This window comes from Brevundimonas sp. GW456-12-10-14-LB3 (assembly GCF_059424365.1).
The window spans coordinates 109823-122853 of record NZ_JBWKZJ010000002.1 but is presented as its reverse complement, the minus strand read 5'-3'; the positions used below and the strand labels follow the sequence as shown (position 1 = coordinate 122853).

Genomic DNA, 13031 nt, shown 5'->3' with positions numbered 1-13031 from the left:
CGTCCGTATCAGAACGAAACAATCCGAAACCCGACTTTCATTTTCCTGTTGCCGGCCAACCGTTAGACCGGGCCTGTGCCGCAGTCCGTCCCCATGGGCTGCGGCGGTAACGAAGCGAGTTTGCCTTTGCCGGTCCGGAACGACCATCAGGAACGCACCCTCATCGCACCGGCGATTATCGCCGGCGTTGGCGTGCACACGGGCCGCCGGGTCCGGCTTGCGGTGCGGCCTGCGCCTGCGGGGACGGGGATCGTCTTCGTGCGCACGGACGTCACCGACCGCGACAACCGTATCCCCGTGTCGGGCGAGGCGGTCGTGGACGCGCGGCTGAACACCATGATCGAGAATGTGGAGGGCGTGCGCCTGTCGACCATCGAGCACCTGATGGCGGCCTTCTGTGCGCTGGGCGTATCGAACGCCGTGGTCGAGGTGGACGGGCCGGAGTTGCCGATCCTGGACGGCTCGGCGCTGGAGTTCGTGCGGCTGCTGGACCGGGCGGGCTTTCGGCCCCAGGCGCTGCCCCAGCGCTATATCGAGATCCTGGAGACGGTTCATGTCGTCGAGGGCGACAAACACGCCGCGCTTCTGCCGTGCGACCGCTATGAGATGCGGTTCGAAATCGACTTCCCCTCGGCCGCCATCGGCAATCAGGTGATCGACTTCGTCGTGGACGAGGCGACCTTCCGCCAGGAGATCATGGCCTGCCGCACCTTCGGCTTCGCCCATGAGGTCGAGGCCCTGCGTCAGGCGGGTCTGGCCCGCGGCGGTTCGCTGGAGAACGCCGTGGTTATCGACGGCGACCAGATTCTGAACCCCGGCGGCCTGCGCATGGAACGCGAGTTCGTGCGGCACAAGGCGCTGGACGCCATCGGCGACCTTTACGTCCTGGGCGCGCCCCTGCTGGGCCGATACGAGGGCTACAAGGCCGGCCACGCGGTGAACAACAAGCTGGTCCGCGCCCTGCTGGCTGCGCCGCATGCGTGGCGGGAAGTGACGCGCGTGCCGGAATTGGCGCAGGCGGGGTGATACGCTTTCGCCCTCCCCGGACGGGGAGGGAGAGGGTGAGCGGATTATAAGTCAGACCCCGATGACGCTGATCAACCGCCCGAAATCCGGCTCTCCGCGTTGGAACGCCCTGCGGTTGGAATAGAAGCGCTCCGGGTCGGCGCAGGTGTCGTGGCCGGTCCAGACGGCCTGGCCGACCCTGGCCTGTTGCAGACGCCACAGGACGAAGCCGGGCAGGTCGAACAGCCGCTTGTCGTCCGCCGCGCCGGGCTTGAAGAAGCGTTCGCTGCCGGGGTCGTGGTGGACGAACCGCTCCTGGAAATCGACGCCGACCTCATAGCTGGCCTGGGCGATGCACGGGCCGACGACGGCCAGGATGCGGCGCGGCGCGGCGCCCAGGGCCTCCATGGCCGAGACGGCGGAATGAACCACCCCGCCCAGGGCGCCCTTCCAGCCGGCGTGGACGGCGGCGACGATCCGGGTCTCAGGGTCCGCCATCAGAACGGGCGCGCAGTCGGCGGTCAGGACCGAACACAGCAGGCCGGGCTCGGCCGACACGACCGCATCGCCCTCGGGTCGGTCGCCGCGCCACGGAGCATCGGCGACCCGGGCGACGGCCGAATGGATCTGATAGCAGCCGTTCAGATGATCGGCGTCAGCCCCGAAATGGGCCGCCACGCGGCGGCGGTTCTCGGCCACGGCGGCCGGGTCGTCCTTGGAGCCGACGCCGGTGTTCAGGCCCTTGTATATGCCGGTCGAAACGCCGCCCGCGCGGGTGAAGAAGCCGTGGTCGAAGCCGGCGGCGGTCAGCAGCGGATGGGTGATGGGGGCCAGGCTGGTCATCGGGTCGCTCATTGATCCCATCCCGGCACGATCAGCGAGCGGGGGGAGAAGATTGCGGCGGCCTTGAACAGGCGTCCCATCTGGTCCTCGGCGGTCAGGCGGTGCAGTTGGCGCTCGATGACGGGGGCCGCATCGGGGCGCCCCGCTTTCAACCGTTCCGCGCGGGCTTCGATCCCCAGACGGCGCAGGAAGTCGCCCTGTCCCAGGCAGCCGGTGACGTCGGCGCCGGCGCGGACGGCGGCCTCCAGCACGCGCGGGAAGTCGGCCCACTGGGTCAGGTCGGCCTCGCCGGGACTGTCCAGCGGATCGACCTTCTGGTGGCGGCGCAGGGCCTGCAGAGTATCGCCGGCCTCGGGCCGGGCGCGGCCGTAGTCGATCAGCAGGGCGGCGCCCGAGGCGGCCTTCATCAGCAGGGCCAGGTCGCGGCCGAAGATCGCCTGCTGTTCGGAAATCTCGAAAGTCTGACCCGGCGTCATGTCGAAGCCGGGCTTTTCGAAGCCGCCGGTGATCGCGGTCAGGCCGAAGATCAGGTCGTTGTCGTCGGTGACGCCGATCCGCCGCTCGGCCCAGCCGTCCTCGGTGCGGACGAACTGGCGGGCGGGCATACAGTCCAGCACCTCGTTGGCGATCAGGACGACCGGAGCGTCGGTCTCGATCTGGGTCAGGTCGCGCACCCAGCGCGGCGACAGGTCTGCGCCGGCCAGGGCCCTGGCCTGCAGATCACGCAAAGGTCCGCTGGGCTCGATCAGGATCAGGTCGCAGGCTTCCAGAAAGCCGGGAACCAGGCGGGCGGCCCTCAGGGCGTCGCTGATCAATGTCCCGTCGCCCGGCCCGACCTCGACCAGACGGAACCGCTCGGGCGCGCCCAGCCGGTTCCAGGTCTCGACCGCCCACAGGCCGATCAGTTCGCCGAACATCTGGCTGATCAGGGGGGCGGTGATGAAGTCGCCGCCCTCTCCGAGGGCCGGGCGCGAGGCGTAGTAGCCGCCCTTGGGATCATGCAGGCAGCGGGTTACATAGTCGGCGACCGTCATCGGCCCTGTCAGGGCGATCTCGCGCGCCAGACGGGTCTTCAGGCTCTCGGCTTCGCTCATGCGGCGACGGGCGGCCGGTTCCAGGCGCGCCAAACCAGCCAGGCGCCGACCAGGATCATCGGGATGGACAGCATCATCCCCATGGTCAGGCCCAGGGGGAAGTCGGGCATGCCGAAGTCGGGCTCGCGCACATTCTCCAGCGCGGCGCGGCAGACGCCGTAGCCGACGAGGAACAGGCCGGTGACATAGCCGGGCTTCTTCAGCAGGTCGAACTTCCAGATGCCCAGCGACAGGATGGACAGCAGGACGATCCCCTCCAGACCGGCCTCATAGAGCTGGCTGGGGTGGCGCGGCGCGTCGCCGGCGGGGCAGAAGCCGTACATCTGCTGGATACGGGCGTTGCAGAAGCGGATGGCCCAGGGAACGGTCGTCTCGCGGCCCCAGAGTTCGCCGTTGATGAAGTTGGCCAGACGGCCGAACATCAGGCCGATCGGCACGACCGGGGCCACCACGTCGCCCAGACGCAGCATGTCGATCTTCTGGCCGCGCGAATAGAGGACGATGGCCAGGCAGACGCCCAGGAAGCCGCCGTGGAAGCTCATCCCGCCGGTCCAGAGCTGGAACAGTTCGAACCGTTCGCCCAGGGTCTGGCCCGTGAACAGCTGGGCGTACATGACCGGCTTGTAGAAGAGGGCGTAGCCCAGGCGGCCGCCCAGGATGATGCCCAGCACGATCCACAGCACCAGATCGTCCAGCTGGGTCGTGCTGATCGGCGGCTTGCCCGGCGCCCACAGGCGTTCGGTCTTGATCAGTCGGGCGGCGTACCACCAGCCCAGGACGATGCCGGCCACATAGGCCAGGGCGTACCAGCGGATCGGAAGCGGTCCGAGATGGATCAGGACCGGATCGAATTCGGGAAAGGGCAAGGGGATTTCCTGTGCTGGCCGTTCTCTTGACGGGCGGTTTAGCAAGCGTCGCCGCCTACGTCGCCTGTGAAGACGCATCACGACGCCTTGATGGCGCCGCCGAAGCAGCAGAAAGAAAGGTTTCGTTCACCATAGTCGGTGACCCTCCGTTAACGACGTTCGAGTCGGAGCCCTTCGATGCAGACCCGCAATCCCCTTCTGGATGAGTTCGCCAAGCTGACGACGGGCGCCATGGGCCTGGCCCAGGCCGCCGGCGAAGAGGCCAAGACCGCCTGGCGCGCCCAGACCGACCGGATCGTCGCCGAGATGGACCTGGTCCGTCGCGACGAGTTCGATGTGCTGAAGGATGAGATCGCCGCCCTGCGGGCCGAGATCGCCGAGCTGAAGGCCGGCAAGAAGCCCGCCGCCAAGACCTCGACCAAGCCCGCCGCGGGAACGTCCACAGATGGAACTCAACCCGGGGACGCAGCCGGTTGAGCCGAATCCGCGAACAGGCTTACCACTCTGTTAACGGCCGTGATTCTGGCGGCCGCAGCCCGAACTGAGAGACTTGATGGACATCGCCCGGCCCGAGGAAACGGACGTGCCCTTCGACCCGCTGGAGGTCGTGGAGCATGTTCTTACGGCCGAGAACCTGCCGTTCGATCGCACCGACGACGGTGATCTGGCCTTTGCGCTCGCAGGGGACTGGAAGGATTACGAGCTTTGGTTCGCCTGGCGGCCCGAGGGCGACTGCCTGCAGCTTTGCTGCGCCCTTGATCTGAAGGTGGCCAAGAGCCGCAAGACGGCCGCCCACGAACTGGTCGGCCTGATCAATCAGCGCACCTGGATGGGCCATTTCGAGGTCTGGGCCGAGGACGGCGAGATCGTCTTCCGCCATTCCCTGGCCCTGCCGATGGGCGAGCGGCCGACCCTGGCCCAGGCGGCCTCTATGATCGACGCGGCGATCGAGGCGGCGGACCGCTATTACCCCGCCTTCGACTTCATGGTGCGCGGGAACAAGAAGCCCCAGGAGGCCATAGAGGCCTGCCTGTTCGAGACGGTCGGCAACGCCTGATGGCTGATCCCCAGCCGGTGGAAGGCCCCGTCGTCCTGGTCGGTTGCGGCCGGCTGGGCTCGGCCATTCTGGAAGGCTGGCTGCTGACCCAGACGGTCGCGGCCTCCGATCTGATCATCCTGACGCCCTCGCAAAAGCCCGCCGCAGAAGCCGCACGGGCGCAGGGCGCGCGGGTCAATCCGCCGCTCGAGGTATTGGCCGAGGCCAAGGTGATCGTCCTGGCGGTCAAGCCCGCCCTGTGGCGCGACGTCATTACGCCGCTTCTGCCCTTCCTGGGCGATAAGGCGGTGATCCTGTCGGTCATGGCGGGCGTCACGGCGCCGACCCTGGCCGAAGGGATCGGCGGCTGGCCCATCGTGCGGGTGATGCCGACCACCGGCGTCTCGCGCGGACGCGGGGTGGCCTCGGTCTGGTCGGCCGATGATCGGGCGCGCGCCCTGGGTCGCGCCCTGTTCCAGCCGATGGCCGAGACGGTCGATCTGGCGGACGAAGCCCTGATGGACGCCGCGACGGCCGTGGCCGGATCGGGCGCGGCCTATTTCTACGCCTTCACAGAGGCCCTGGCGCGCGCCGGGGAGGCGGCGGGGCTGGACGCGGGCACGGCTGACGTTCTGGCCCGCGCCACCCTGCGATCCGCCGCGGAGTCGATGGGCGATGATACCTTGGACGCCTTGATCGGCCGCATCGCCTCGCCCGGCGGCTCGACCCGCGCGGGGCTGGAGGCCATGGCGCGGGACGGGCGTCTGACGGAGATGCTGAACGACACCGTCGCGGCGGCGGTGCGCCGCAACCGCGAAATGGGCGCCTAAGACCTCTTAGAAGCGGCCGCGTTCGATCTGGTCGCCGAACCGCTCGAACGCCCGGTCGGCGTCGCGCCAGACGCTGTAGCCCCAGACGTCGCGGATGTTCGGCGAGAAGTAGGAGAAGTCCACCGGCCGCGACTGGCCGTCGGCGGTGACGATTTCGCCCTTGATCGCGGCGCCGCCGATCGAGACGCTGCGGATGGGGTCCAGGCTCGGGTTCTGGCGGATCTGCTCCATGGTCGGCCGGTTCGGCTTCAGATCGTTCAGGACCAGATTGGCCTTGGCGCCGGGATAGCGTTGCTCCAGCGCCTTGCCCACCTCGGCCTGAAGGGCGGCGATCTGTTCATTGACTTCGCGATCGCCCAGTTTTTCGACCTGGCGCTGCAGGTCGGGGCCGATCGTGACGTTGACGTTCGGGTTCTGCGCCTGAGCCATGGCGGCGACGGCCAAGGTCGCGGCAAGCGGCGCAAGAAAGGCGAGTTTACGCATCGTGTTCATCTCCATGCCCTGTCCGAACTGAAGATGCGCCCTGGCCCCCCGTTTCGCTAGAGGGGGCGACGATGGAGGCCTGTCCGGGCAGGCGGATGATCGCCTTCAGTCCGCCCATGTCGCTGCGGTCCAGGGTGACGTCGCCGCCGTGTCCCCGCGCGACGTCCCTGGCGATGGCCAGGCCCAGGCCGACACCCTTGCGGTTCTGATTGCGGGATTCGTCCAGGCGCGAGAAGGGTCGGAAGGCTTCCTCATACATGTCTTCGGGAATGCCGGGCCCGTCGTCCTCCACCGCGATCTCCAGCCCGCCCGAGGCCAGGGCGCGGGCGGACAGCCGCACCCTTTCGCCGTGCGAAGCGGCGTTGCCCGCCAGATTGACCAGGGCCCGTTTGAAGGCCAGCGGGCGCAGCGAGGCCGTCAGCCCCTCCGGCGCCGCCAGCTCGACTTCGGCGCCGGCGCGTTTCGCGTCCTCGCCGGCCGTCTTCAGCAGATCGCGGATGGACACCGGCTTCGGCGGCTCGCCGGCTTCGCCGCGGGCGAAGTCCAGATATTCGTCGATCATATGCTCCATCTCGTCCAGGTCGCCGCGCATGGCGGACTGACGCTTGAACGGCGGGGCCAGGGCCAACTCTAGTCGAAGCCGGGTCAAGGGCGTGCGCAGATCGTGGCTGACCGAGGCGAGCAGGGCGGTGCGCTGGTCGATATGACGCTGGATGCGGTCGCGCATGGACAGGAAGGCGGTCGCGGCGGCCCGCACCTCGCGCGCGCCGTGCGGCTTGAACCGGGGCACGGTCTCGCCTCGACCGAAGGCTTCGGCCGCGTCGGCCAGACGTTCGATGGCGCGGACCTGGTTGCGGATGAACAGGATCGCCACCCCCATCAGCAGGATGGTGGCGACGGCCAGCCACAGGACGAAGATGTGGGCTTGGGTCGCCACCGCGCGCTCACGCGGGGCGATGATCCGCAGCACCCCTTGCGGCTCCTGCACCTGAATGTCGACATAGGCGGGGTAGCGGGTGGTGTCGAACCAGTAGGGACGGTCCAGGCGGGCGTCGAGGGCCCGGTCCAGCACCCGGTCCACCACCCCGATCGGCCCGCGTCGCGTTTCGGTCGGCAGGGTGCGCCCCTCCTGCAGGGCGATCGACAGGGACATGGAGCGTTCGGCCCGGCTGGCCAGCCGCTCCAGATTGCGGGGGCTGGGGTCGTCCTCATAGCTTTCGACGGCCCAGGCGATGTCGCCGGCCAGACCTTCGGACAGGCGCGCCGTCACCGTCTGCCAGTGGGCGTCGAAGAAGATCCAGGTCACCACCACCTGCATCACCAGCACGGGCAGGACGATGATCAGCAGCGACCGGCCCCACAGCGAGGTCGGTATCCGCCGCTTCAGGAAACGCGGCCACAGATAGGCGGGCAGCAGCCGCATGGCGTCGGGTCCGCCCTCAGTCGGGCGCGAGCATATAGCCCACGCCGCGCACCGTCTGAAGATAGCGGGGGTTCTTGGGGTCCGCCTCCAGCTTGCGGCGCAGGCGGGTGACCTGAACATCGACGGCGCGGCCGGTGATGTCGGCGGTGTCGGGCGACAGGCTCATCCGCTCGACCGGGGCATGGGCGTGAAGGGCCAGGGTCTTCAGAAGTTGGGCCTCGGCCTCGGTCAGGCGCTGGGGTGCGCCGTCGCGGATCAGCTCCAGCCGCTCCATGTCGAAGACCGCCGTCCCCAGCTTGATCTCGCGCGGGCCGATCGGCTTGCCGCCGGTGCGCCGCAGGATGGCGTCGATGCGCAGCGCCAGTTCGCGCGGCTCGAACGGCTTTGACATATAGTCGTCGGCGCCGCGCGACAGACCTTCGATCCGGTCCTCAGGGTCGCCGCGCGCGGTCAGCAGAAGGACCGGCGTCTTGGAGGTCTCGGCCTTGGCGCGGACCCAGGAGGTCAGGTCAAGGCCGCTTTCGCCGGGCATCATGACGTCCAGCACGACCAGGTCGAACTCGATCAGCTCCATCATCCGCTTGGCCGCCGCCGCGTGGGCGGCGCCGGTGACGCGGTAGCCTTCCCGCGCCAGGAATTCCTTCAGCAGTTCGCGGATGCGGTCGTCGTCATCGACGATCAGCAGATGACGGCCCACCCCCGGTCCCGCGATGGGTCCCGAGCGGCCGTAAGAGCGGGTTTCAGCCAGGCTCATGCGCGATTCTCCCGATCCCAGCCGTTGACCTGAGCGATTCGGGGGGCTCTAACAGGGAGACTTCTGCAGGAGACGTGTTTCAATGGCCTTCGTTCCTTTCGACGATCGTGATGGATGGATCTGGTTTGACGGCGAATTCGTGCCCTGGCGGGAAACGAAAACGCATATTTTGACCCATGCCCTCCACTATGGCTCGTCGGTATTCGAGGGTGAGCGTATGTACGGCGGCGAAATCTTCAAGCTGACGCCGCATTCGGAGCGCCTGAAGCGGTCCGCGAACCTGCTCGATTTCGAGATACCCTACAGCGTCGCTGAAATCGACGCCATCTGTAACGAAACCTGCGCCAAGAACGGTCTGACCGACTGTTACGTGCGTCCGGTCGCCTATCTGGGGCCGGAACAGACCAGCGTCTCGGCCCTGAACAACAAGGTCCATCTGGCGGTCGCCGTCTGGGATTGGCCCAGCTATTTCGATCCCGAGGTCAAGGCGCGCGGTCTGAAGCTGGAATGGGCCAAGTGGCGCCGCCCCGACCCGGCGACGGCCCCGACCACGGCCAAGGCCGCCGGCCTCTACATGATCTGCACCATGTCCAAGAACACGGCTGAGCGGAACGGTTTCGCCGACGCCCTGATGCTGGACTGGCGCGGCTATGTGGCCGAGGCCACCGGCGCCAACGTCTTCTTCGTCAAGGACGGCGTGCTGCACACCCCCAGCGTCGAGCACATTCTGGACGGCATTACCCGTCAGACGGTGATCGAGATCGCCAAGGCCAAGGGGATCGAGGTCGTGGTGCGCGACATCCGCCCCGAAGAGCTGTCGGACTTCTCCGAATGCTTCCTGACCGGCACCGCCGTCGAGGTGACCCCGGTGGCCGAGGTGGGCGACTACCGCTTCACCCCCGGCGCCCTGTCGCTGGACCTGATGGAGACCTACGGCAAGCTGGTGCGCCGCCAGCTCTGAGGGCGGCTCACCAACGCAGGGCGAAGCGGCCGACGGCGGCGCCGATCAGGCCGGCGGCCGCGATCCCCAGCGTGTACCAGGTGGCGACGAAGGCGGCGGTCGCCTCGCCGCAGTGAAGCAGGCCGTAGGCGGTGGCGGCGAGGCCGCCGGTCGCCAGGCCCAGCGCCAGACCCGCCGTCGCCGGCCGCGTCGGGGCCAGTTTCCGCGCCGAGAGAAAGACAAACGGCGCGGCGAAGGCCGAGACCAGCACGATGTTACGGCCGCAGATGGTCCAGGTTCCGCCCAGCCAGTCGTCCATGCGCTGCTCAGGCGAAGTCAGGCTCATCTCAATCAGGCCCCACAGTCCCGCCGCCGCCACAACGGCGAGCAGGGCGAAGACCGCCGGGCGCGGATCGACGCCGGGGCGCCCCAGCCGTATCGCCAGCCAGATCCCGGTCCCCGCAAGGGCGGCGGTGTAAATCCCTTTCAGCCAGGGGATCGGCCCCTGAAGCGCCTGGCCCAGATCAGGCCGGAAGCCCAAGAACAGGCCGACCGCCGCCACGGCCGCCACGGCGGCGGCGGCCAGCAGGACAGGGCTGGGCATGGCGGGCTTGGCCGGCTCCAGCCCGGCGGCGAGGGCGTCGATCAGGTCGTCAGTCTTCATCGGGCGATACGCTGGCGACCAGCGTCTTCATGCTGCGGTGGACGCTGACCTTGGCCGCGCCCTCGGTAAAGCCGTTGCGCTTGGCCGCTTCGGCCAAGGAGAAGCCGCCGATCCGAACGTCCTCGATGAGGCGGCGCTGACGCGGCGGCAGAATGGACAGGACCTTCTTCAGATCGCGGCGCACGACGCCGTCCTCGACCGTGTGTTCGGCCAAAAGGACCGACGCCTCCTCCAGCGGCACGTCGGCGCGTCGTCCCAGGCGGCGGAAATGGTCGATCAGCTTGTAGCGCGCGATCGCATAGGCCCAGGCCGTGAAGGGCAGCGACCGGTCGTAGGTCGCCCGCTTGGCGTGGATGGCGATCAGACAGTCCTGCACGAGATCCTCCGCGTCGGCCTCGCAGCCGGTCAGGCGACGTTTGAAAAAGGGGGTCAGGGCGCCGCGCATTTCGGACAGCAGGGCGCGCCAGGCCACGGGGTCGCCGTCGAGACCCCGCAACATCAGACGTTTGAGCTCGGCTTCCTTGTCGACCACGCCCCAACCCATTCGCGTCGGACAGGGCGGAGGTTACACGGCGGACGACGATCGGCGAGAATTCTTTTTCTGATGGCGCCGGTAACCTTCGCCGTGCGGGCGTCGAAACCCTTCCTGTCAAGCGGGTCCGCTCCGGGCCGCTGTCACACAGGAAATGATCCCATGACTATCTCCGCCAAGATCCTGGTCGGCGCCGGCGCCCTGCTGGCCCTGGGCGCCAACGCCGCCGCTGCACAGAACCGCCCGACCGCCCAGCAGGAAGCCGCCATGGAGAAGTGCTACGGCGTGGCCAAGGCGGGCAAGAACGACTGCGCCGCCGGCCCCGGCACCACCTGCGCCGGCACCTCGGTGCGCGACTATCAGGGCAATGCCTGGAAACTGGTCGCCAAGGGCACCTGCACCTCTATCGAGACGCCCAAGGGCAAGGGTTCGCTGAGCCCGATCCCGAACCGCTGATGTCCCCCGTTCCGACCGCTGGACTGGGCCTGAAGCCCCAGCACTACCCGGAGGCTGCGGCCTGTCCGGCGGCCGGAGCCCAGCGCGGCCTGTGGTTCGAGGTTCATCCCGAGAACTATATGGTTGCGGGCGGGCCGCGCCTGTCCTGGCTGGAGACGATCCGCGCCGCCCGACCGTTGTCGCTGCACGGGGTCGGCCTGTCCCTGGCCGGTGACGAGCGGCCGGATCGCGAACATCTGGCCCGTTTTCGCGCCCTGATCGATCGGTTCGAACCCTTTTTGGTGTCCGAACATCTGGCCTGGTCGCGACGCGGCGGGGTCTATCACCCCGATCTGTTGCCTGTCCCGCGCAGCCGCGAGATCCTGAACCTGGTGTGCGACCATGTCGACGAGGCGCAGCAGGCCCTGGGACGGCGGCTGCTAATCGAAAATCCGTCCGCCTATCTGGCCCTGGCCGGACATGACTGGGACGAGGTGGATTTCCTGGTCGAGATGGCCCGGCGGACCGGCTGCGGCCTGCTAATCGACGTCAACAACGTCCATGTCAGCGCCTCGAACATGGGCTTCTCCGCCGAGGCCTGGCTGGACGCCGTACCCGGCGAACTGGTGGGCGAAATCCATCTGGCGGGCCATCGCCCCGATCCCGTCTGGGGCGAGGCCCTGCTGATCGACAGTCACGACACCCCCGTGTCCGAGGCCGTCTGGGCGCTCTATGAGCGTCTGATCGCGCGCATCGGCCCTCGGCCGACCCTGGTCGAGCGCGACGGCGATGTTCCCGAATTCCCGGTCCTGCTGGCCGAGCAGGCACGCGCCGCTGCGGCGCTGACCGCCGTCGAGGCCTTGGCGTGACCGGGTTTCACGCGGCTTTCGACAGGGCGCTGACCGGCGATCTGGAGTCTCTGCGGCCTCACCTGGAGCCGGGCGACCGGACGCTGGGTGCGCTGGCCGTCTATCGCAACACGACGATCAAGGGCCGTATCGACGCCCTGGAAGCCAACTATCCCACCGTGTTGCAGATGGTTGGCGAAGATTGGTTTCGCGCGGCCGCCGCCGCCTTTGTCGCCGACCAGCCGGGCGACACCCCGGTGCTGGTCGATTACGGCGCAGGCTTCCCCGATTGGCTGGCGCGTTTCCAGCCGGCGACGGATATGGCCTATCTGGCGCCCTGCGCCCGGCTGGATCGGGCCTGGACCCAAGCTCATCTGGCCAAGGACGCAGCGCCGTTCGAGCCGCGCGAGGCCGCCGCGCTCGGCCCCGCCTTGGCGGGCGTAACGGCCAATCTGCACCCGTCGGTTCAGTTGTTCTGGTTCGAGTGGACGGCGCCCTCGCTCTGGCTGGCGCATCGCTATCCGTCCCCGGACGCGTCTCTCGAGTGGCGGGCCGAGGCGGAAGGCTTGCTGGTGCACCGGCCGGGCGCCGAGGTGCAGGCGCGGCGGTTGAGCCGCGCGGAATGGGTCTTCCTGGACGCTTGTCGCCTTCATCGACCGTTCGGTGTCGCTGCGGCTGCGGTCCAGGCGGCGGCGCGCGGTCTGGATCTTTCCGCCCTGTTCGCCGGCCTGATCTCGCTCGGCGTCTTCCTCTCACCCTCGATCCCGAAGGACCAACCATGAACCGTATCGCGGACATTCATCGACGCATCACCGCCGCCGCGCCCGAGGCCGCCCTGGCCCTGCTGCTGCGCGTCGGGATCGCCACGCCCTTCTTCCTGTCGGGGCGGACCAAGGTCGAGGGGCTGCTGACGATCACCCCCTCGACGCGCTATCTGTTCGCCGAGGAATACCGCGTGCCGCTGCTGCCTGCTGACCTGGCGGCGCATCTGGCGACCTATTCCGAGCACCTTTTTCCGATGCTGATCGTGCTGGGGCTGGCGACGCGGTCGGCGGCGGCGGGCCTGCTGTTCATGACCCTCGTGATCCAGGTCTTCGTCGAGCCGGGTGGTTGGCCCGTCCATCTGCTTTGGGCCGGGCCGCTGGCCTATCTGATCGCGCGCGGACCGGGCGCCGTCAGTCTGGACCGTGTGCTGAAGATCGACTGATACGCGCACGCCTCTTGTCAGCCGCGTCACTTTGTCCTTGAAGCGGATGAAGCCGGCGCGGGCCGGGCAGG

Annotated in this window: 17 protein-coding genes; 9 read left to right on the top strand and 8 right to left on the bottom strand. The window is 68.3% G+C overall.

The genetic code is table 11. The features are described from left to right. Positions 1-126: 126 nt before the first annotated feature. Complete coding sequence (gene lpxC, locus AC07XS_RS01615) at positions 127-1026, top strand: UDP-3-O-acyl-N-acetylglucosamine deacetylase (RefSeq protein WP_182713328.1); 900 nt, start codon at positions 127-129, stop codon at positions 1024-1026. A 51-nt stretch (positions 1027-1077) separates the two neighbouring features. Here the strand turns inward: lpxC and pgeF are convergent, their stop codons facing one another. Genes pgeF through lgt form a run of 3 tightly spaced genes read right to left on the bottom strand, consistent with a single transcriptional unit; the run spans position 1078 to position 3808 of the window. Continuing rightward, the gene (gene pgeF / locus AC07XS_RS01610; RefSeq protein WP_321207928.1) at positions 1078-1860 is read right to left on the bottom strand and encodes a peptidoglycan editing factor PgeF; all 783 of its coding nucleotides are present in this window, start codon (positions 1858-1860) and stop codon (positions 1078-1080) included. After that, positions 1857-2942: a class I SAM-dependent methyltransferase gene (locus tag AC07XS_RS01605; RefSeq protein ID WP_152951170.1), complete on the bottom strand. Its 1086-nt coding sequence runs from the start codon at positions 2940-2942 to the stop codon at positions 1857-1859. The genes pgeF and AC07XS_RS01605 overlap by 4 nt, the downstream gene beginning before the upstream one ends. Further along, positions 2939-3808: a prolipoprotein diacylglyceryl transferase gene (lgt, locus tag AC07XS_RS01600; RefSeq protein ID WP_182713261.1), complete on the bottom strand. Its 870-nt coding sequence runs from the start codon at positions 3806-3808 to the stop codon at positions 2939-2941. The genes AC07XS_RS01605 and lgt overlap by 4 nt, the downstream gene beginning before the upstream one ends. Positions 3809-3985: 177 nt before the next feature. Between lgt and AC07XS_RS01595 the strand changes: the two genes are divergently transcribed. The 3 genes from AC07XS_RS01595 (at position 3986) to AC07XS_RS01585 (ending at position 5674) form a co-directional block, all read left to right on the top strand. Beyond that, positions 3986-4285, top strand: a complete 300-nt coding sequence (locus tag AC07XS_RS01595; RefSeq protein WP_182713262.1) for an accessory factor UbiK family protein — start codon at positions 3986-3988, stop codon at positions 4283-4285. Between the two features lie 76 nt (positions 4286-4361). Continuing rightward, complete coding sequence (locus AC07XS_RS01590; RefSeq protein ID WP_054766514.1) at positions 4362-4865, top strand: type III secretion system chaperone family protein; 504 nt, start codon at positions 4362-4364, stop codon at positions 4863-4865. Beyond that, on the top strand, positions 4865-5674 hold the full coding sequence (locus AC07XS_RS01585) for a pyrroline-5-carboxylate reductase dimerization domain-containing protein (protein ID WP_182713263.1): 810 nt from the start codon (positions 4865-4867) through the stop codon (positions 5672-5674). The genes AC07XS_RS01590 and AC07XS_RS01585 overlap by 1 nt, the downstream gene beginning before the upstream one ends. A 6-nt stretch (positions 5675-5680) precedes the next feature. Here AC07XS_RS01585 and AC07XS_RS01580 read toward each other — a convergent pair whose 3' ends face one another. The 3 genes from AC07XS_RS01580 to AC07XS_RS01570 are packed head-to-tail and all read right to left on the bottom strand — an operon-like array spanning position 5681 to position 8334. Continuing rightward, positions 5681-6157, bottom strand: coding sequence for a hypothetical protein (locus AC07XS_RS01580; RefSeq protein WP_054767037.1), 477 nt, complete (start codon positions 6155-6157; stop codon positions 5681-5683). Continuing rightward, positions 6150-7580 carry an ATP-binding protein gene (locus tag AC07XS_RS01575; RefSeq protein ID WP_233455820.1) on the bottom strand — a complete coding sequence of 477 codons (1431 nt, stop codon included), beginning with the start codon at positions 7578-7580 and terminating at the stop codon, positions 6150-6152. The genes AC07XS_RS01580 and AC07XS_RS01575 overlap by 8 nt, the downstream gene beginning before the upstream one ends. A gap of 16 nt (positions 7581-7596) precedes the next feature. After that, positions 7597-8334, bottom strand: a complete 738-nt coding sequence (locus tag AC07XS_RS01570; protein ID WP_182713264.1) for a response regulator transcription factor — start codon at positions 8332-8334, stop codon at positions 7597-7599. Between the two features lie 82 nt (positions 8335-8416). Between AC07XS_RS01570 and AC07XS_RS01565 the strand changes: the two genes are divergently transcribed. After that, positions 8417-9295, top strand: coding sequence for a branched-chain amino acid aminotransferase (locus tag AC07XS_RS01565; RefSeq protein WP_054766511.1), 879 nt, complete (start codon positions 8417-8419; stop codon positions 9293-9295). A gap of 7 nt (positions 9296-9302) precedes the next feature. Here AC07XS_RS01565 and AC07XS_RS01560 read toward each other — a convergent pair whose 3' ends face one another. Then, positions 9303-9938: an NrsF family protein gene (locus AC07XS_RS01560; protein WP_054766510.1), complete on the bottom strand. Its 636-nt coding sequence runs from the start codon at positions 9936-9938 to the stop codon at positions 9303-9305. Beyond that, complete coding sequence (locus AC07XS_RS01555; protein WP_152950857.1) at positions 9928-10470, bottom strand: sigma-70 family RNA polymerase sigma factor; 543 nt, start codon at positions 10468-10470, stop codon at positions 9928-9930. Before AC07XS_RS01555 ends, AC07XS_RS01560 begins: the two co-directional genes overlap by 11 nt. A gap of 162 nt (positions 10471-10632) precedes the next feature. On the opposite strand from AC07XS_RS01555, the gene AC07XS_RS01550 reads away from it, so the two are divergent. Genes AC07XS_RS01550 through AC07XS_RS01535 form a run of 4 tightly spaced genes read left to right on the top strand, consistent with a single transcriptional unit; the run spans position 10633 to position 12960 of the window. Then, a complete protein-coding gene (locus tag AC07XS_RS01550) occupies positions 10633-10926 on the top strand; it encodes a BufA1 family periplasmic bufferin-type metallophore (RefSeq protein WP_182713265.1) in 294 nt (97 codons plus the stop codon). Beyond that, positions 10926-11774 (top strand): MNIO family bufferin maturase, encoded by an 849-nt coding sequence (bufB, locus tag AC07XS_RS01545; RefSeq protein WP_182713266.1) that lies wholly within the window; start codon positions 10926-10928, stop codon positions 11772-11774. Before AC07XS_RS01550 ends, bufB begins: the two co-directional genes overlap by 1 nt. Beyond that, positions 11771-12535 carry an HvfC/BufC N-terminal domain-containing protein gene (locus AC07XS_RS01540; RefSeq protein WP_182713267.1) on the top strand — a complete coding sequence of 255 codons (765 nt, stop codon included), beginning with the start codon at positions 11771-11773 and terminating at the stop codon, positions 12533-12535. Before bufB ends, AC07XS_RS01540 begins: the two co-directional genes overlap by 4 nt. Further along, entirely contained in the window at positions 12532-12960 is a 429-nt protein-coding gene (locus AC07XS_RS01535) for a DoxX family protein (RefSeq protein ID WP_182713268.1), read from the top strand. Before AC07XS_RS01540 ends, AC07XS_RS01535 begins: the two co-directional genes overlap by 4 nt. Positions 12961-13031 lie beyond the last annotated feature (71 nt).